This is a genomic window from Nereida ignava (assembly GCF_001049735.1).
Classification (GTDB): Bacteria; Pseudomonadota; Alphaproteobacteria; order Rhodobacterales; family Rhodobacteraceae; genus Nereida; species Nereida ignava.
In genome coordinates this window covers 161,903-180,846 of the sequence record NZ_CVPC01000005.1, presented here as the reverse complement: position 1 = coordinate 180,846, position 18,944 = coordinate 161,903, and the positions used below count along the sequence as shown (strand labels likewise).

Genomic DNA, 18,944 nt, shown 5'->3' with positions numbered 1-18,944 from the left:
AGATTGCGCGCTGGTTATGAAATGCGAAAATTTTGGCCGAGGTAAACTTGCTTCACTTTCTCATCCGCTACGACCTCTGCTGCGGTGCCACTCATCAAGATTGTTCCGCTGTGCATGATGTAAGCACGATCAACAATTTCGAGAGTTTCCCGCACGTTGTGATCCGTGATTAAAACGCCAAGACCGCGTGTTTTGAGATCTGAAACGAGGGTGCGAATTTCGCCCACCGCAATAGGATCTACGCCAGCAAATGGCTCATCCAGCAGCACATATTTGGGATCAGCGGCAAGGCAGCGGGCAATTTCAACGCGGCGCCGCTCGCCACCCGAAAGTGCAAGTGCCGAGGCGCGGCGTAAATGTTCAATCGAGAATTCGGATAATAATTCATCAAGCCGTTTGCGTCGAATAGCGCGATCCGGCTCAGAAATTTCGAGGATTGCTCCGATGTTGTCTTCAACGCTCATTCCACGAAAAATGGACATTTCTTGTGGAAGGTAGCCGATACCCAGTTTGGCGCGGCGATACATTGGCAGGGTCGTTACGTCGCGGCCATCAATCGTCACTTGGCCACCTTCGGGCGTGACGAGGCCTGCAATTGAGTAAAAGCAGGTTGATTTGCCGCACCCGTTTGACCCCAGCAGAGCCACAACTTCACCACGCGCCAGTGTCATGGATAGGTCTCGAATGACGGTCCGCTTACGGTAGCTTTTACGTAGGTTGCTGACCCGTAGTCCCGCGGACCCTTCGGTTACTTTGAGATCTGGCATCAGTCCTGCCCAGTGTTGAGGATTGTTTTCACGCGACCGTTCATACGTGCCGTACCAGTTGCAAGGTCAAGTGTCATACTTTCAGACGTCAACGCATTTGGACCTTGGGTTACAAGGACGTTTCCACTCATTACGACTTCGTTATTTGCAATTGAATAGTCGGCGCGCTCTGCTTCTGCTGCGTCCTCACCATTCACTAGCGTTACACCGCCGGTCGCTTCTAGCCGCTCAATTTTTTGGTCACCCTCCGCATAGACAACCAAAACACGGCCTGCGGCAAGGCGCATCACACCTTGGCCAATCACGACATTACCATCAAAAACGGCTGTGCCGTTTTCTTGATTAACGCTGAGCTGGTCGGCAGTAATCTCAAGTGCCGCATCTGGGTTGTTAGCAATTTTGCCAAACGCAACTTGTTGCGCTGTCGCTGAAACGCAGAAGGAAACAGAAAGAAAAGCGGCAATGATAAAGCGCAAAAACATAGGGTGCTCTCCAAAAGTCATGGCTGGTATATCACTCGGACGCCGTTTTGGAAAACCAGAACATGGACGCCGCGGTTTTGCTGTATCAAGGTCATCTGACCGGCTGTGATCTGGCCAAGCGATGAGGTGGCTTCCACAGGCCCATCGGTTACCAGCGTAGCTGTCTCAAGCGATGTTGTTACGGCGTCAGTTCGTACCATCACACCAGTTGAAGTATTTACCTCAACACCTCCTGAAAGCCGCGCGGTTTGGGTTGGTCCGTCCACGCTTGCTTGCGGCGCCGTCAGAGAGATGGTCGTACCACCTTTGAGATCAATCCGCGCTGAAATACCTTCAGACGTGATGCTGTCGGGCTTGTCTGGACTTGGTGCGGCAAGTTTAGCTTTAAATTCAATAGCATCACCGTCAGCAGTGACCCCTGAATGTGTGGGTGCCGAAATGCGTTGATCCGCGACAATCTCATCTATCTCGACTTTGGCATAGGGGATGGTGCTTTGGACATCCGTGGCGGGTCGTGCGACCAAAAACAGCAGCGACAGCAAAACAAGGCCGACAATTGGCAGGATGATTTTCAGCCAAACAACCAGTCGCGAATATCTGTTGTCTGCCCGAAGCATCCTACCCCAGTCCGGCGCGTAAACAGTCATGGATGTGCAGAATACCACAAGGTTGTGCTAGTCCTTTTGGGTCAACAACGAACAGACATGTGATCTTGCGTTCATTCATTTGCCCAACCGCTTCTTCGGCAAGTGCATCTGGTGAGATGGTTTTTGGTCCGGCAGTCATCACGTCACCTGCGGTCAGGTCAAGAAGCCCATCCATGTGTCTGCGTAGGTCACCGTCCGTAATGATGCCCTTAAGCGTGCCGCTGTCATCGGTCACACCCACCACGCCAAAGCCTTTTTGACTTATCGTAATGAGTACGTCCTGCATTGAGGTATTTGCCGTAGTCAGCGGCACCGCATCGCCCGAGTGCATCAGGTCGCCGACTTTTGAAAGCAGTGCGCCGAGTTTCCCGCCGGGGTGAAAATCGCGGAAGTTGGCAGGCGTAAATTGACGGTGCTTCATCAGAACGACCGCAAGCGCATCACCAAGCGCTAGGGTCATGGTTGTGGAAATAGTGGGAACAACGCCGGTACCGCAGGCCTCGCCGAGTTGAGGTAAGACCAAAGCAACATCCGACTGTGTCAGTAGGGTGCTGTCAGCGCGGCTCGCCATGCCGATTAGCGGAATATTGAAGCGCCTTGTGTGTGCAATCACATCGGCCAGTTCAGGAGTCTCACCCGAGTTTGACAAAAGCAACACAACATCACCCTTCGCCATCATACCTAGGTCACCGTGGCTGGCCTCGGCGGGGTGTACGAACTGTGCGGGGGTGCCGGTACTTGCCAGCGTGGCCGCTATCTTGCGCGCAATATGACCAGATTTCCCCATCCCGCACAAAATGACCCGACCTGTCGCGGCAAGCATCAACTTTGCTGCAGCCTCAAAACTATCCCCAAGCTGATTGGCGAGTGTCTCAAGGGCCTCGGCTTCGGCACGGATGACATCTTGGCCAAGGCTTTTGAAATCAGTCATATTTAGGATCCGCTCAAATCAGGAGTGCGCGAAAATATCGCTGTCAGGCCAACCAGCCAAATCAAGTTGCGCACGGGTCGGCAGGAAGTCAAAGCACCGTTGTGCAAGCTCCATGCGGCCTTCGCGCTCAAGGCGGATGTTTAGCTCATCACGCAAGCGGTGCAGGTAAAGCACGTCACTTGCAGCATATTCCAGCTGTGCGTCAGTAAGTTTTTCGGCACCCCAGTCACTGGATTGTTGCTGCTTGCTAATGTCCACGCTCAACAGTTCTTGCAGCAGGTTCTTCAGGCCGTGCCGGTCGGTGTATGTGCGAATGAGGCGACTAGCGATTTTTGTGCAGTAAACCGGCGCAGTTAGGGCGCCAAAGGCATTATCCATAGCTGCGATGTCAAACCGGCCATAGTGAAACAGCTTGAGCACGTTTGGATCGGTCAGCATGCGGCACAAATTTGGTGCCTCGGTTTGGCCCTTTGCTACCTGTACTAAATGTGCGTTTCCATCGCCGCCTGACATCTGGATAACACACAGACGATCGCGGTGCGGATGTAGGCCCATCGTTTCACAGTCAATCGCGACGACTGGACCCAAATCCAAGTCATCAGGGAGGTCATTTTGGTAGAGTGTGTTTGTCATATCCGGCCCTGCAATAGTGTTGCCCGTTGGCATATGCGCTTTGAGCGCTCAAGGAAAGAGCAGAGGCATCTGAGGTGTCTATGTGCGTGGATTACCGCGTGGCTTACCTTTTCGTTTAGACGTGCCAAGCAGTTCATGTAGGCGCGCCTCAAATCGAGTAAGTATTGAGTTCTTTTCCCAACGCGTGAGCGCAATTAAACGCGCCTTTTTGCCCATCTCGGCGCGTAATTCTTTGTCGTTCAAAAACTGTTCGATTGCGCGGGCAAATTTCGGCGGGTCACCAGGCGGCGTGGCAATGCCTACGCCCTTGATCTCATCCGCGAGGCCGGTGCCACGTGCCGCAGTGGCGACAATAGGGCGTTCTGACGCAAACATGTTAGTCAGTTTTGATGGTAGCAACAGGTCAGCTGCATCTGCGATTTGGGGCATCAGATGAATATTTGCGATGCTCAGCAGGTCGGACAGACGCTCGTGCGGTTGTAGGTCAATAAACCTGACGTTCGGCAGCCCTAACGCTTTGCGCTTGAGATCTGTCAGTGCAGGACCATTCCCGCAGATCAAGAACGTAAGGTCAGTGCGATGCGACAGCAGTTTCGCAGCCTCAACTATGATCCCGATACCTTGTTTGTTGCCTATATTACCCGAGTAGAGCGCGACGTATTCTGTGCTGATCCGAATTTCCTTTTTGAATGACTGCGACGGCTCTTGTGGCTTTATTCGGCTGGTATCGGCCCAGTTTCTCAACTCATATGTTTTGTCGGGTGTAACCCCCTTTTGGTGGAGCTTCAGGAGCATTTTCGGTGAAATCGTAGTAACCAAGTTAAAGCGCTTCAGGCAGCACTTTTCAAAACGAAGTGCTGCGCGTCCGAGTAGCGTCTCCGGATCGATGAGTTTGGTCGCAAAGGCCGCCTCGACCTCAAAGTCCTGAACATGCAAGTGTGATCGCGCCCCTGAAACCTTCGCGAAGGCCAAAGCGAATGGTGCGCTCATCAGCGAGGGCGCGACGACTGTAACCAAATCGAACCGCTTCGTTAGACTGTACCAAATCAAGATCGGCAAAATTGCAAAGGCAAAGGACGTATGATGAATGATGCGCCTGATGCCCGTCGGGTTCCGCGGCACGTAATGAGGACAGTGGGTCACATCAATTTTGCCATGATCGCGTTTTGTGTAGCGAAATTTGCTCCACCCACGGTGAACTGCCCAATTGGGAAAGTAAGGCTGTCCGCAAAGAACGGTGACCTCATGATCTAGCTCGGCCAAATACTCACACATTTGCGTTGTATATAGGCCCGTAGACATCGCCTCAGGAGCAAAGTTTATGCCTATAACAAGGTGTCTCACGCTGGATATCGATGAAAACTGGCAAACATAATTAACTCACAATTAGAGGATGTGAGTTAGCCTCTGAATTGGTTAATTATTGGTTACTCTATCTGAGAGGAAAACTGGTGCCCAGGAGAGGACTCGAACCTCCACGTCCATACGGACACTAGCACCTGAAGCTAGCGCGTCTACCATTCCGCCACCTGGGCAGGTGTCGTGGAGTGGCGTTTAGGCGGTGGGGGGGGCGCTGTCAATAACACAACCGCTTGGCCGCGGCGAAATGCGGCTTGTCTGAATTGGCGTTGGGCGTTACATCGCTAGGCAGCCAAAGAATACAGGATTATTATTATGTCTAAGCTGGTCACAATCTACGGCGGCTCTGGTTTTGTTGGGCGCTATGTTGCTCGGCGGATGGCCAAAGAGGGATGGCGCGTGCGGGTCGCTGTGCGTAATCCGAACGAGGCGATTTTTGTAAAGCCGTATGGTGTGGTTGGTCAGGTTGAGCCTGTGTTGTGCAACATCCGCGATGATGCGTCAGTTGCATTGGTGATGCAGGGCGCTGATGCTGTTGTGAATTGCGTGGGCATTTTGGCCGAGAGCGGCAAGAACAAGTTTGACGCAGTGCAGCACGAAGGCGCCGAGCGTATTGCGCGTCTGGCAGCTAAAGCTGGTATTGAGCGCATGGTTTTGGTTTCCGCAATCGGTGCGGATGAGAAAAGCGATAGCCAGTATGCAGTGAGCAAAGCATTGGGTGAGCAGGGCGTTTTGGCGCATATGCCAAATGCGATGATCGTGCGTCCATCAATTGTCTTTGGTCCAGAAGATGAGTTCTTTAATCGGTTCGCGGCGATGTCGCGCATGGGTCCCATTCTTCCAGTCGTCGGTGCGGCCACAAAGTTCCAACCAGTTTACGTCGATGACGTTGCTCAGGCTGTTGTTCTGGGTGTTTTGGGTAAAGCGAGTGGCGGCGTGTATGAATTGGGTGGACCAGAGGTACATACATTCAAAGACTTGATGGGTGAGATGCTTAGTGTGATCCGCCGTCGCAAGCTTGTCGTGAACATCCCATTTCCTGTTGCAAATGTAATGGCATTTGGTTTTTCTGTCGCGAAGGTGCTGTCCTTGGGTCTTGTTGCTCCGGCAATTACTGCGGATCAGGTGCGTAACTTGCGTCGTGATAACGTTGTATCAGCTGATGCAAAGACTTTTGCGGATCTGGGTATTGCGCCCACAGCTTTGGAGTCAGTTCTGCCAGAATACCTGTGGCGTTTCCGTCCGTCCGGGCAGTATGACGCAATCAAGGAAAGCGCAAAGAACCTCAAGGCTTAGGTGTACGCAATCACCAGAAGTACTGCGCCAAGTGCGATTCTGTAGATAACATAAGGGGTGAAGCTGACAGATTTCAGCAGCTTCATCATCAAACTTAGCGCAACTAATGCTGCGCCAAACGACAGAGCTACGACTATCAATATGTCGCGCCAAAGGGTTGCGCTCGACTGTGCATTCAAACTCAAGACTAACAGCGTTGCAGACGCAATGATTGTCGGGATCGACATGAGCATTGCAAGTTTTGCCGCGTCTGAGCGTGTGTAGCCAAGGGCGCGTGCGCCGCTTATCGTCGCGCCAGACCGTGACACGCCGGGGATCAACGCGATTGCTTGCCAGAGACCCATGATAACAGCGTCTTTTCTTGTCCAATCTGGTGTATTTTTGATGCTTGGACATTTAGTGTCAAAATACCAAAGCACGATTCCGAAAATAATCATCGTCCAGCCGATGACGGTAATATTGCGTAGTGCATCATTGTAGCCTGACATTTTGAGCGCAAATCCCGCAATGACTACAGGAATGGTCGCAATGATCAGTAACTGGGCGAGGCGCTCGCCTTGAGTCGTGCCATGGCCGGTCAGCGCTTTGGGTAGCCCAATTGCTGCACTGCGAACATCTGCCCAAAAAAATGCGATTACGGCAAAGAGAGTGCCAAAATGCGCTGCAACATCAATAACTTGCCCCTGATCTTCTGCACCAGTTAAGCTTGGCAATAAGATAAGATGGCCGCTTGATGATACAGGTAGAAATTCTGTGATGCCCTGTATGAGTGCAATAATGACGAGATAATATAGCGGCATTGATGCCCTCTCTGACTTAGCGATGCTAAAGCTTAACTCATTGTAATTACTGGGCAACATACTTATTTATGTCCGATTCGGACTTATATATATTGATAAATTAGCGAAAATAAGTCCAAAACACCTAAATAATGATAAGTAGGTAAGTATTACTGCCTTTTATATTCATGCGCCCTAGAGTAAAGCAGCATTCTGGATTGATTTAGGGAGAGTTCTCATGGCTGGTCAAAAGATGCTAAAGTTCACGAAAGTAGAGCGTGATATGCCAGAGAAACGCGGCGCGTCTGAGCGTCGTGAAGATTTCAACGAGATCTACGCAGAATTCGCAACGCGCAAAGCTGAAGAGCAGGCCTCACGATGCTCGCAGTGTGGTGTTCCGTATTGCCAGTCGCATTGCCCTTTGCACAACAACATTCCTGACTGGTTGCGCCTAACCGCTGAAGGCCGCCTGCAAGAAGCATATGAAGTCAGCCAAGCTACGAATACATTCCCAGAAATCTGTGGCCGCATTTGCCCCCAAGACCGCTTGTGTGAAGGCAACTGCGTCATTGAACAGTCTGGCCACGGTACCGTGACCATCGGCGCGGTCGAAAAATACATCACGGACACTGCTTGGGAGAATGGATGGGTCAAACCTATCCAGCCCCGCCAAGAACGCACAGAATCAGTCGGCATTATCGGTGCCGGCCCTGGTGGTTTGGCCGCAGCAGACGTGCTCCGCCGTCAGGGCATTCAGGTCACGATCTATGATCGCTATGACCGCGCAGGTGGTCTGCTGACCTACGGTATCCCCGGCTTTAAGCTTGAAAAAGACATTGTAACGCGCCGCAACGAGCAGCTTGAGGCCGCAGGTGTTGAGTTTGTACTTAACTGTAACGTTGGTGAGGACATCACCTTTGATGCAATCCGTGGCAAGCACGATGCAGTTTTGATCGCTACTGGTGTTTACAAGACCCGTGACCTCAAAGCGCCAGGCGTTGGGGTTGATGGTATTGTGAATGCGATTGATTTCCTTACGGCGTCTAACCGTAAGTCGTTCGGCGATGACGTTCCAGAATTTGACGATGGTACGTTGAATGCAGACGGCAAAAAGATCGTGGTTATTGGTGGTGGTGACACGGCTATGGACTGCGTCCGTACGTCTATTCGCCAAGGCGCCGAAAGCGTGAAGCTGCTGTATCGCCGTGACCGTGCGAATATGCCGGGCTCACAGCGTGAGGTTCAAAACGCTGAAGAAGAAGGTGTCGAGTTTGTTTGGCTGTCTGCGCCTAAAGCGTTTGTGGGTGACGACCACGTTGAAGGCGTGAAGGTTAGCAAAATGCGTCTTGGTGCACCTGATGCGTCTGGCCGTCAAAGCCCCGAAGAAATTGAGGGGGCAGATTATGTTGAGGAAGCGGACCTTGTTATTAAGGCGCTTGGGTTTGAACCTGAAGAGCTTCCTAAGCTTTGGAACACAGACGGTCTTGAAGTGACCCGCTGGGGAACAATCAAAGCAGACTTTACTACGGGCAAAACCAGCCTCGATGGTGTGTTTGCGGTCGGCGATATTGTTCGTGGGGCCAGCCTTGTTGTTTGGGCAATCAAGGATGGTCGCGATGCAGCCGAGGCGATGCTGAGCTATCTCGATAGCAACCTTACCGTGGCCGCCGAGTAAGCCAGTCATCTGCCTTAAATGGCATCACAGATTTAAACGGGTAGACGGACCAAATTAATCGGTCGCACCCGAATTCAGATTTAGGGCCCCGTGCCTTTCAAGGAGAAACGCAATGACCAATTTTGATCAAGCTTGGGTAAAGGCAGAAGAAGAAAAGCGCGCGTGGATGGAGCAGAATGGCCTCTATTCCGCTGAGGATGAGCATTCCTCATGTGGCGTTGGCCTTGTGGTTTCTGTTGACGGCACACGCTCGCGGGCAGTGGTCGAAGCGGGTATTACTGCGTTGAAGGCGATCTGGCACCGTGGTGCTGTAGATGCGGACGGCAAAACTGGCGATGGCGCCGGTATCCACGTCCAAATTCCAGTGCCCTTCTTTTATGATCAGATTGAACGCACGGGCCATGAGCCGCGCCGCAATGAGTTGGTCGCTGTCGGTCAGGTGTTTCTGCCGCGTACTGACTTTGGCGCCCAAGAAACCTGCCGGACAATTGTCGAAGCAGAAGTGCTTCGTATGGGTTACTATATCTACGGCTGGCGCCACGTACCCGTGGATGTGTCCTGCTTGGGTGAGAAAGCTAACGCGACGCGCCCTGAGATTGAGCAGATTATCATTTCAAATTCCAAAGGTGTGGATGAAGAAACATTTGAGCGTGAGCTTTATGTGATCCGTCGCCGTATCGAAAAAGCTTCCGTCGCGGCGGGCGTGAAAGACCTCTATCTGGCATCTCTGTCGTGTCGTTCGATCATCTATAAAGGCATGATGTTGGCTGAGCAGGTCGCTGAGTTCTATCCAGATTTGATGGATGAGCGTTTTGAAAGTGCCTTTGCGATTTATCACCAGCGGTACTCGACTAACACGTTCCCACAGTGGTGGCTGGCCCAACCGTTCCGCATGTTGGCCCACAACGGCGAGATCAACACGCTGAAGGGTAACCTTAACTGGATGAAGTCCCACGAAATTCGTATGGCCTCTGGCGCGTTTGGTGACATGGCAGAAGACATCAAGCCAATCGTCGCAAGCGGATCGTCTGACTCTGCGGCGTTGGATGCGGTTTTCGAAGTGCTTGTGCGTGCGGGCCGTTCTGCGCCGATGGCGAAGACGATGTTGGTGCCCGAAAGCTGGTCCAAGCAGGCGATTGAGTTGCCACAATCTTGGCGCGATATGTACTCATACTGCAACTCTGTGATGGAGCCATGGGATGGTCCTGCAGCGCTTGCGATGACGGATGGCCGTTGGGTCTGTGCTGGCCTTGACCGTAATGGCCTTCGCCCAATGCGCTATGTTGTAACGGGTGATGGACTGCTGATTGCGGGCTCTGAAGCAGGCATGGTTCCTGTGAACGAAGCAAATGTCGTTGAAAAAGGCGCGCTTGGTCCTGGCCAAATGATTGCGGTGGATATGCAAGATGGCCGTCTTTTCCACGATCAAGAGATGAAAGATGCGCTGGCCTCCGAGTTGCCGTTTGGCGAGTGGGTTGGAAAGATCAACGACCTTGAACCGAAGCTTGCGGGTGTAACAGAAGCACCCATGTTTGAAGGTGCTGAACTGCGCCAGCGTCAGATCGCGGCTGGCTACACAGTTGAAGAACTTGAGCAAATTCTGGCGCCAATGGCCGAGGACGGTAAAGAGGCAATTGCTTCGATGGGTGATGACACCCCATCTGCAGTTCTTAGTGAGAAATACCGCCCGCTTAGCCACTTCTTCCGCCAAGCGTTTAGCCAAGTTACCAACCCACCAATTGACAGCCTTCGCGAATACCGCGTGATGAGCCTGAAAACACGGTTCGGTAATCTAAAGAATGTGCTGGACCAAGACAGTAGCCAGACCGAGATTTTGGTACTGGATAGCCCGTTTGTCGGAAACGCTCAGTGGGAAGAGTTGAAGCAAAACTTCAACGCTAATTTGGTTGAGATTGACTGTACCTTTGAAAAAGGTGGCCGCAATCTGACCGACGGTTTGGCCCGCATACGTGCAGAAGCCGAAGACGCAGTGCGGTCTGGCGCAGGGCACCTTGTTCTGACTGACGAAAATGTATCTGGCGACCGTGTTGCCATGCCAATGATTTTGGCGACAAGTGCAATCCATTCGTGGCTGACGCGCAAAGGACTGCGCACGTTCACGTCGCTCAACGTTCGGTCTGCGGAATGCATTGATCCGCATTACTTCGCTGTTTTGATTGGATGTGGCGCAACGACCGTCAACGCCTATCTGGCAGAAGACAGCCTGAATGACCGTATCCAAAAAGGCCTGCTGGAATGCACTTTGACCGAGGCTGTTGCGCGCTATCGTAGCGCGATTGATCAGGGTTTGTTGAAGATCATGGCCAAGATGGGGATCTCTGTGATTTCCAGCTACCGTGGTGGGCTTAACTTTGAAGCAGTTGGCTTGTCGCGTGCTATGGTCGCCGAGTATTTCCCCGGCATGCAGAGCCGTATTTCGGGCATCGGTCTAATCGGCATTCAACGCAAAGCCGAAGCAGTCCACGGTCAGGCTTTCCAAGCGGATAACGTAATGCCGATTGGTGGCTTTTATAAGTCGCGCCGTTCTGGTGAAACGCATGCGTGGGAAGCGCAGAGCATGCATATGATGCAGGCTGCATGTAACCGCAGCAGCTATGAATTGTGGCGCCAGTATTCCGCAAAGATGCGAAGCAACCCGCCAATTCACCTTCGTGATTTGCTCGACATCAAGCCGATGGGTAAAGCAATTCCGATCGAAGAGGTCGAAAGTATTACGTCGATCCGCAAACGCTTTGTAACACCGGGCATGTCTTTGGGCGCGCTTAGCCCCGAGGCGCACAAGACGCTGAACGTTGCGATGAACCGCATTGGTGCAAAGTCTGACAGCGGCGAGGGTGGCGAAGATCCAGCACACTTCGTGCCTGAGGCAAATGGCGACAACCCATCTGCTAAAATTAAGCAGGTCGCGTCTGGTCGTTTTGGTGTGACAGCTGAGTATCTCAACCACTGTGAAGAGCTTGAGATCAAAGTCGCACAAGGCGCAAAGCCAGGCGAAGGTGGCCAGCTTCCTGGTATGAAGGTTACGGATTTGATTGCGCGGTTGCGGCATTCAACCAAGGGCGTAACCCTTATTTCACCTCCGCCACACCACGATATTTACTCGATCGAGGATTTGGCGCAGTTGATCTACGATCTGAAACAAATCAACCCGCGCTGTAAGGTGACCGTGAAGCTGGTTGCATCCAGTGGGGTTGGTACAATCGCGGCTGGTGTTGCGAAGGCAAAAGCGGACGTGATCTTGATCTCGGGTCATAATGGCGGCACCGGCGCGTCACCCGCGACATCCATCAAATATGCAGGCCTACCATGGGAGATGGGCCTGACCGAAGCGCATCAGGTTCTCTCTATGAACAACTTGCGTGAACGCGTTACGCTGCGGACTGATGGTGGTTTGCGTACAGGTCGTGACATTGTGATGGCGGCGATGTTGGGTGCCGAAGAATATGGCATCGGCACCGCTGCATTGATCGCGATGGGCTGCATCATGGTGCGCCAATGTCAGTCAAACACCTGTCCCGTTGGTGTGTGTACCCAAGACGAAGCACTGCGTGACAAGTTCACGGGTAATGCTGACAAGGTGGTAAACCTTATCACGTTCTACGCCACAGAAGTGCGTGAGTTGCTGGCAAGCATTGGTGCCCGCAGCATGGATGACATCATTGGCCGCGCTGACCTGCTCGCTCAGGTGAGCCGTGGCTCTGCGCATCTTGATGACCTCGATCTGAACCCACTTTTGATCACGGTCGATGGGGCGGAGAAGGTTGTTTACGATCGCTCCAAGCCACGTAACGCTGTGCCAGAAACGCTTGATGCGCAAATCGTTCAAGACGCAGCACGCTTCCTGAATGATGGTGAGAAGATGCAGCTTCAATACGCGGTACAGAACACGCTACGTACAATTGGCACGCGGACATCAAGCCACATTGTAAAGAATTTCGGTATGCGCAATTCCCTGCAACCCGATCACCTGACTGTCAAATTGACAGGTTCCGCAGGGCAATCTTTGGGGGCGTTTGCGGCCCCAGGGCTTAAGATTGAAGTTTCTGGCGATGCAAACGACTACGTTGGAAAAGGCCTGTCTGGCGGCACGATTGTGGTCCGTCCTCCAATGGCAAGCCCGTTGAAAGCGGATCAGAATACAATCATTGGGAACACTGTTTTGTACGGTGCGACGGATGGGTATCTCTTTGCTGCAGGTCGTGCGGGTGAGCGTTTTGGCGTTCGTAACTCTGGCGCGAAAGTGGTTATTGAGGGGTGTGGTGCCTGCGGTTGTGAATACATGACTGGAGGCGTTGCTGTAATCCTTGGGAATATTGGCGCTAACTTTGGCGCGGGTATGACTGGCGGCATGGCGTACATCTACGATCCAGAGCAAACGGCCCAAAGCATGATGAACATGGAAACTCTGGTCACGTGCCCTGTCACGATGGAGCATTGGGAAGTACAGCTTAAGGGTCTCATCGAGCGCCACTTGGAAGAAACAGGCAGCCGTAAAGCGGCTGAGATCTTGCAAAACTGGGATATGGAGCGGTCAAACTTCTTACAGGTATGCTCAACAGAAATGTTGGCTCATTTGCCTGTTCCGCTTGGTATCGAAGAAGCGTCCGTCCCAGCAGAATAAGCCGTTGCAGAGGCATGAGTGCGCTGGCATGATTGCAGCATGGTGAAAAAAACCAAGAATAAGAAAACGGCATCCGCTGAAAGGGTGCCGTTTTTTATGCGGCCCATGTTGTTCATTCGGCGCTGGTTGCTGCGAATAGTTCTGGCAGTTGCCGCGCTCCTTGTGTTGTGGATCGCGGCCTATTCTTTGATCAATCCACCGACGACACCCTATATTATGTCCGAAGGTTTACGCTTGGGCGGCGTAACGCGTGAGTGGAAGCCTATTGAAAAAATTGCGCCAGTGATGGCACGCGCTGTGGTAGCAGCTGAGGATGCTGATTTTTGTTTGCATTGGGGGCTTGATTTGGACGCAATTGTTGAAGCTGCCGAAGATGGCAACCGCGGTGGATCAACCATCAGTCAACAGGTCGTCAAGAACGCGTTTCTTTGGCATGGGCGTTCTTATCCCCGCAAAGGGCTTGAGGCCCTTATGACGCCGGTGATGGAGTTGTTCTGGTCAAAGCGCCGCATCTTAGAAGTTTATATGAACATTGCTGAATTTGATGAAGGCGTCTTTGGCGTTGAAGCTGCGGCTTTGCACTATTTTCAAGTCTCATCATCGGAGTTAACGCGCCTCCAAGCTTCACGCCTTGCAGCGATATTGCCAGCCCCCAAAAGCCGGTCTGCTAGCCGTCCGACTGATTTTGTACGTGCGCGCACGCGGTCTATTTTGTCAGGCGAGGCTACAATTAAGGCGGATGGCCGCGCAGCGTGCTTCGAGAGTTGAACGCAACAGCGGCTTAGGGCATGACAGTATAAACAATTAATCGAGCCAATTATGAACCGTCTTTATCATGTTCCGCTTTCACCTTTTTGCCGCAAAGTTCGCCTGAGCCTTGCTGAAAAAAAGATCGAAGTTGAGTTGGTTGAAGAGCGCTATTGGGAAGGCGATTCCGAGTTTTTGCGCCGTAATCCTGCTGCTAAAGTTCCAATCCTGAAATTAGATGGTCGTCTGATGAGCGAAAGCGCAGCGATTTGTGAGTACCTCGAAGAAAAGCATCCCACGCCGCCGCTTTTGCCTGCATCGCCGGAGTTGCGTTTTGAAGTGCGCCGGCTTGTTTCTTGGTTTGATGACAAGTTTCATCACGAAGTTACGACCAAACTTTTGTATGAGCGCGTGAACAAAAAAGTGCAGAAGACCGGCTACCCAGACAGCGCCAACATCAAATCGGGTGCGCGTGCGATTAAGTATCACCTCGACTATATGACATGGCTTTTGGATCAGCGTCGCTGGCTCGCTGGTGACCAAATGACTTTAGCTGATTTTGCCGCTGCCGCGCACCTGTCATCCCTTGATTACATCAGTGATGTGGACTGGAACCGATCGGCGAACGTGAAAGACTGGTACGCAAAAATTAAGTCTCGCCCTGCGTTTCGTTCAATTCTGGCCGATCAGGTTTCTGGCTTTCCGCAGCCTGCGCATTATTCCAATTTGGATTTTTAAATGTCCTTGAAAGCCCGCCTTTGGGACGTGGCGCAGGACGCCGGTTTTGCCAAAATGGGGGTGTGCAAACCTGACGCCGCGCCGGAAACGGCGCAACGGTTATCCGCTTTTGTGGAGGCGGGATATCACGGTCAGATGAGTTGGATGGCAGAGCGTATGAACTGGCGCGGCAGCCCGCAAGACCTGTGGCCCGAATGCAGATCTGTTATTATGTTGGCGGAAATGTACACGCCTGAACACGATCCACGCACAGTTTTGAGCAGGCCAGAGCTGGGCGCAATTAGTGTCTATGCGCAGAATAAAGACTATCATGATGTTGCTAAAAAGCGGCTTAAGAAGGTGGGGCGCTGGCTGGTAGAGCAGGGCGACATTCAGATTAAAGTCTTCGTTGATACGGCACCAGTTATGGAAAAGCCGCTGGCGCAAGCGGCGGGCTTAGGTTGGCAGGGTAAGCATACAAATCTGTTGGCGCGCGATCTTGGAAACTGGTTTTTTCTGGGGGCGATTTTCACGACGGCAGAGCTTGAGCCGGACGAAGCGCAAACTGATAATTGCGGATCGTGTACAGCATGCCTTGATGCATGCCCCACAGATGCGTTCCCCGCGCCGTTTCAATTGGATGCGCGGCGCTGCATTTCATACCTTACAATTGAGCACAAAGGCCCTGTTGCGCCTGAACTGCGTGAGAAGATGGGTAACCATATTTACGGTTGTGATGATTGTCTGGCTGCGTGCCCATGGAATAAATTTGCTGTCGCTGCGACCGAAATGAAATACGCGGCCCGCGAGGAGTTAAAAGCCCCCAAACTGGCTGCGTTAGTGTCTTTTGATGATGCGTCGTTTCGCGCACGTTTTTCTGGCTCACCAATCAAGCGGATTGGCCGAGATCGGTTCACCCGCAATGTCCTTTACGCGATTGGAAATTCAGGAAAGCCTGAGTTGAAGTCTCATGCGCAAGCTTTGCTCAATGACAATGATCCGGTTGTTCGGGACGCTGCAGAATGGGCAGTTGGGCGGCTATCATGACCGACACCATCAAAGGCATTTCACTGAAAATTTTGGCCGTGTCGCTGTTTACTGTGCTGATGAGCATCATCAAAGCGACCGCAGATGAGGTCCCAACCGGCGAGGCCGTTTTCTTCCGGTCCGTTTTCACCCTTCCTGTGCTGTTTGCTTTTTTGTGGTGGAGCGGCAATTTATCTACAGGGCTGAAAACAGAGCGTCCGATTGGTCATGTTCTGCGTGGTTTGGCCGGCAGTACTTCAATGGGGCTAAGGTTTTTCTGTCTCGGTATTCTGGCATTTCCAGACGTCACAGCGCTTAGCTTTACCACACCTCTTGTTCTAACTGTTTTTGCGGCCCTCTTTTTAGGGGAGACCGTAGGCAAGTTCCGTATCTCTATGGTTTGTCTTGGTTTTGCGGGTGTGCTGATCATTTTGTGGGACCAGCTTAGTTTTGACACCAGTGAAAGGATGAAGACCATCGCCGTTGGTTTGATGCTGGTCAGCGCTTCGATGGCGGCATTGGCGCAGATGTTTGTGCGCAAGATGGTAGCTACAGAAAGTTCAACAGCGATTGTGTTCTACTTCATGTTGACCACCTCGGTTCTGTCGTTGTTAACGCTGCCTTTTGGTTGGGTTGTGCCCCCACTTGAAACGACGTTGTTGCTTATTTTGGGCGGTATCATCGGTGGGGTGGGGCAATTGTGTCTGACGCAGTCTTACCGGTTCGCGCCAGCGTCTGTGGTGGCGCCCTTTGATTATACTGCGATGCTGCTTGCCATTGGCATTGGGTATGCTTGGTTCAACGAAGTGCCGACTTTGGGTGTTATTTCGGGTGCTGCGTTGATCGTGCTTGCTGGTGTTGTGATCGTGCTTCGCGAGCGTCATTTGGGGATCAAGCTGGCCGCAGAACGGCAGGTTCGCTTCAAATAGCTGATACGAAAAAAGGCCACCGCGTTTCAGCGATGACCTTATTGTTTTAGTACCTAAAGGGCAGTTTAGCGACTGTTTAGGCGCGTACCAGCTTTTCATAATCGCTGGCGATTTCTTTGACCAAAGCACCCACTTCAAAGTTGTAGTCACCGATTGTGCCGACTGGTGTGACTTCTGCAGCTGTGCCGGTCAGCCAGCATTGCTCAAAGCCTTCAAGCTCTTCTGGCATGATGATCCGCTCGTTCACGGTAATGCCTTTTTCTTTCAGCATCTGGATCACTGTTTGGCGGGTGATCCCGTTTAGGAACGCATCAGCGATTGGTGTGTGAACCTCGCCGTCTTTTACGAAGAAAATGTTGGCGCCGGTCGCTTCGGCCACGTACCCGCGGTAATCAAACATCATCGCGTCCGAGCAGCCTTTTGCTTCGGCGGCATGCTTGGACATGGTTGCAATCATGTAAAGACCCGCAGCCTTGGCTTGGGACGGTGCTGTTTCAGGGCTTGGGCGCTTCCATTTTGCGATGTCCAGTTTTGCGCCTTTATTTTTGGCGTCGCCGTAGTAGTTGCCCCATTCCCAAACCGCGACAGCCAGGTGCACAGGGTTGCGCGCAGCTGCGACGCCCATATCTTCACCGGATCCGCGCCACGCAACAGGACGCACATACGCATCTGTTAGGCCGTTTGCATCAAGTGCGGCTTGTTTGGCAGCTTCGATTTCTTCAACAGTATAGGGGATTTCGAAGTCGATAAGCTGACCAGAACGGATCAGTCGCTCGGAGTGTTCTTTAGACTTGAAGATTTTACCCGAGTAGCAGCGCTCGCCCTCAAACACAGAGGAGGCGTAGTGCATGGCATGGGTCAAAATGTGGACATTTGCGTCCCGCCATTCGACCAATTTGCCGTCCATCCAGATTTTTCCATCACGGTCATCATAGCCAGCCATTTTCAGCCTCCATTTGCTAATGTTGCTCAAATTAAGACCGAAACGGTCATAAAGTTGCGTAAATTATAGGCTTGGCTAGCAATCGATTCTTGGAATGTCAACAACACTGACGTATTGTCGCAACTAAGGAGGACAGAAATATGCGAGATAACCGGAACGAAATGCGTGGCCCGAACCTGCTGTTTTTGACGGATGAACAGCTTCGCAAAGGCATTGAGGCAATGTTCTTTGCCTATCGTGGGTTTACCGCAGATCCGGATCGTGTGTTGTCTGAAAAAGGATATGGCCGCGCGCATCACCGCGCAGTTCACTTTATCCACCGCTCGCCCGGGACGACTGTTAACAACCTGTTGGGGATTTTGGGCGTAACAAAACAATCGCTGAACCGTGTCTTGCGTAGTTTGATCGATGATGGTCTTGTCGAAAGTAAGGTTGGAACCCAAGATAAACGTGAGCGTCATTTGTATCTGACGCCTGCTGGTCACGCCTTGGAGGCAGAGCTGTCGGAGGTGCAAACGGCGCGGGTGCGCAGTGCGTACCGCGCGGCCGGTCCAGAGGCAGTGCAAGGGTTTCGAATGGTGTTAGAGGCGATGATGGACACAGAAATGCGCCGGTGTTTTGATAAGTTGAAAGAGACTGAGTAATGGAAAACGAAGCCCACCTGCTGATTGTTGATGATGACGAGCGTATTCGTGGGCTGCTCCAAAAGTTTCTGATGAAGAACGGCTTTTTGGTCAGTGCGGCCCGTGATGCCGCACACGCGCGCCGTGTGTTGGCGGGGCTTGAGTTTGATCTGATCGTGCTGGACATCATGATGCCGGGGGAAGATGGCATTAGTCTCACACGGAATTTGCGCGAGACGCTGCAGACGCCAATTCTATTGCTGACAGCCAAAGGCGAAACGGACGACCGCATCGCGGGTCTTGAAGCTGGCGCGGATGACTACTTGGCAAAGCCGTTTGAGCCTAAAGAACTATTGCTGCGGATAAACGCGATCTTACGTCGGATGCCCTCGGATACGATGTCGGATAGCTTGCCAAAAGTGTTGCACCTTGGACCTTGCCGTTATGACATTGACCGCACCGAGTTGCGCCGTGGCGATGAGGTGGTTCGCTTAACCGCAACCGAGGTTCAGTTGATGAAAATCTTTAGCGCCCAGCCTTCTGAGCCGATCAGCCGTATCAAACTGGTCGAAGATCTTGGTCGTGACAGTGGCAAAGACGGGGGCAAGGCCCAAGAGCGCGCGGTTGACGTGCAAATCACGCGTTTGCGTCGCAAGATTGAGGCCGATCCAAAACAGCCGCGGTATCTACAAACTGTGCGCGGTGCCGGTTACATGTTGGCACCAGACTAACATACGCCCATTCGAAA

General features: G+C 52.3%; 17 protein-coding genes and 1 tRNA gene. 9 read left to right on the top strand and 9 right to left on the bottom strand.

Translation table 11 applies throughout. The annotated features are described in order from the left end of the window. Positions 1–14: 14 nt before the first annotated feature. From lptB to NIG5292_RS05505, 7 genes are all read right to left on the bottom strand, one after another. Positions 15–767 (bottom strand): LPS export ABC transporter ATP-binding protein, encoded by a 753-nt coding sequence (lptB, locus tag NIG5292_RS05535; protein WP_048598501.1) that lies wholly within the window; start codon positions 765–767, stop codon positions 15–17. Then, the gene (gene lptA, locus NIG5292_RS05530; protein WP_143081916.1) at positions 767–1,249 is read right to left on the bottom strand and encodes a lipopolysaccharide transport periplasmic protein LptA; all 483 of its coding nucleotides are present in this window, start codon (positions 1,247–1,249) and stop codon (positions 767–769) included. Before lptA ends, lptB begins: the two co-directional genes overlap by 1 nt. Positions 1,250–1,266: 17 nt before the next feature. Then, positions 1,267–1,866 (bottom strand): LPS export ABC transporter periplasmic protein LptC, encoded by a 600-nt coding sequence (lptC, locus tag NIG5292_RS05525; RefSeq protein ID WP_048598499.1) that lies wholly within the window; start codon positions 1,864–1,866, stop codon positions 1,267–1,269. Position 1,867: 1 nt separating this feature from the next. Beyond that, positions 1,868–2,827, bottom strand: a complete 960-nt coding sequence (locus NIG5292_RS05520) for a KpsF/GutQ family sugar-phosphate isomerase (RefSeq protein ID WP_048598498.1) — start codon at positions 2,825–2,827, stop codon at positions 1,868–1,870. Between the two features lie 18 nt (positions 2,828–2,845). Next, complete coding sequence (locus NIG5292_RS05515) at positions 2,846–3,460, bottom strand: ribonuclease D (protein WP_048598784.1); 615 nt, start codon at positions 3,458–3,460, stop codon at positions 2,846–2,848. A gap of 78 nt (positions 3,461–3,538) precedes the next feature. Continuing rightward, positions 3,539–4,804, bottom strand: coding sequence for a WcaI family glycosyltransferase (locus tag NIG5292_RS05510; protein ID WP_074841999.1), 1,266 nt, complete (start codon positions 4,802–4,804; stop codon positions 3,539–3,541). Positions 4,805–4,909: 105 nt separating this feature from the next. Beyond that, positions 4,910–4,995: transfer RNA gene (locus NIG5292_RS05505), tRNA-Leu, on the bottom strand. A gap of 139 nt (positions 4,996–5,134) precedes the next feature. Between NIG5292_RS05505 and NIG5292_RS05500 the strand changes: the two genes are divergently transcribed. Then, on the top strand, positions 5,135–6,115 hold the full coding sequence (locus tag NIG5292_RS05500) for a complex I NDUFA9 subunit family protein (protein WP_048598496.1): 981 nt from the start codon (positions 5,135–5,137) through the stop codon (positions 6,113–6,115). Here NIG5292_RS05500 and NIG5292_RS05495 read toward each other — a convergent pair. Then, entirely contained in the window at positions 6,112–6,915 is an 804-nt protein-coding gene (locus NIG5292_RS05495) for an undecaprenyl-diphosphate phosphatase (protein WP_048598495.1), read from the bottom strand. The genes NIG5292_RS05500 and NIG5292_RS05495 overlap by 4 nt on opposite strands. 217 nt (positions 6,916–7,132) lie before the next feature. Here NIG5292_RS05495 and NIG5292_RS05490 point away from each other — a divergent pair, with 217 nt between their 5' ends. The 6 genes from NIG5292_RS05490 to NIG5292_RS05465 all read left to right on the top strand — a co-directional run bounded on the left by NIG5292_RS05490 (position 7,133) and on the right by NIG5292_RS05465 (position 16,630). Further along, positions 7,133–8,569: an NAD(P)-dependent oxidoreductase gene (locus NIG5292_RS05490; RefSeq protein WP_048598494.1), complete on the top strand. Its 1,437-nt coding sequence runs from the start codon at positions 7,133–7,135 to the stop codon at positions 8,567–8,569. A 112-nt stretch (positions 8,570–8,681) separates the two neighbouring features. Further along, the gene (gene gltB, locus NIG5292_RS05485) at positions 8,682–13,211 is read left to right on the top strand and encodes a glutamate synthase large subunit (protein WP_048598493.1); all 4,530 of its coding nucleotides are present in this window, start codon (positions 8,682–8,684) and stop codon (positions 13,209–13,211) included. A gap of 39 nt (positions 13,212–13,250) precedes the next feature. Then, complete coding sequence (gene mtgA / locus NIG5292_RS05480; protein ID WP_048598492.1) at positions 13,251–13,979, top strand: monofunctional biosynthetic peptidoglycan transglycosylase; 729 nt, start codon at positions 13,251–13,253, stop codon at positions 13,977–13,979. A gap of 51 nt (positions 13,980–14,030) precedes the next feature. Continuing rightward, positions 14,031–14,696: an FtsZ-binding protein FzlA gene (gene fzlA, locus NIG5292_RS05475; RefSeq protein WP_048598491.1), complete on the top strand. Its 666-nt coding sequence runs from the start codon at positions 14,031–14,033 to the stop codon at positions 14,694–14,696. Then, positions 14,697–15,722: a tRNA epoxyqueuosine(34) reductase QueG gene (gene queG / locus NIG5292_RS05470; RefSeq protein ID WP_048598490.1), complete on the top strand. Its 1,026-nt coding sequence runs from the start codon at positions 14,697–14,699 to the stop codon at positions 15,720–15,722. Continuing rightward, positions 15,719–16,630, top strand: a complete 912-nt coding sequence (locus NIG5292_RS05465; protein ID WP_048598489.1) for a DMT family transporter — start codon at positions 15,719–15,721, stop codon at positions 16,628–16,630. Before queG ends, NIG5292_RS05465 begins: the two co-directional genes overlap by 4 nt. Before the next feature lie 76 nt (positions 16,631–16,706). On the opposite strand, the gene NIG5292_RS05460 is transcribed toward NIG5292_RS05465, so the two are convergent. After that, positions 16,707–17,573 carry a branched-chain amino acid aminotransferase gene (locus tag NIG5292_RS05460; RefSeq protein ID WP_048598488.1) on the bottom strand — a complete coding sequence of 289 codons (867 nt, stop codon included), beginning with the start codon at positions 17,571–17,573 and terminating at the stop codon, positions 16,707–16,709. Between the two features lie 140 nt (positions 17,574–17,713). Between NIG5292_RS05460 and NIG5292_RS05455 the strand changes: the two genes are divergently transcribed. Both NIG5292_RS05455 and NIG5292_RS05450 read left to right on the top strand, forming a co-directional pair. Next, positions 17,714–18,217 (top strand): MarR family winged helix-turn-helix transcriptional regulator, encoded by a 504-nt coding sequence (locus NIG5292_RS05455; protein ID WP_048598487.1) that lies wholly within the window; start codon positions 17,714–17,716, stop codon positions 18,215–18,217. Next, positions 18,217–18,927: a response regulator gene (locus NIG5292_RS05450; RefSeq protein WP_048598486.1), complete on the top strand. Its 711-nt coding sequence runs from the start codon at positions 18,217–18,219 to the stop codon at positions 18,925–18,927. The genes NIG5292_RS05455 and NIG5292_RS05450 overlap by 1 nt, the downstream gene beginning before the upstream one ends. Positions 18,928–18,944: the final 17 nt, after the last annotated feature.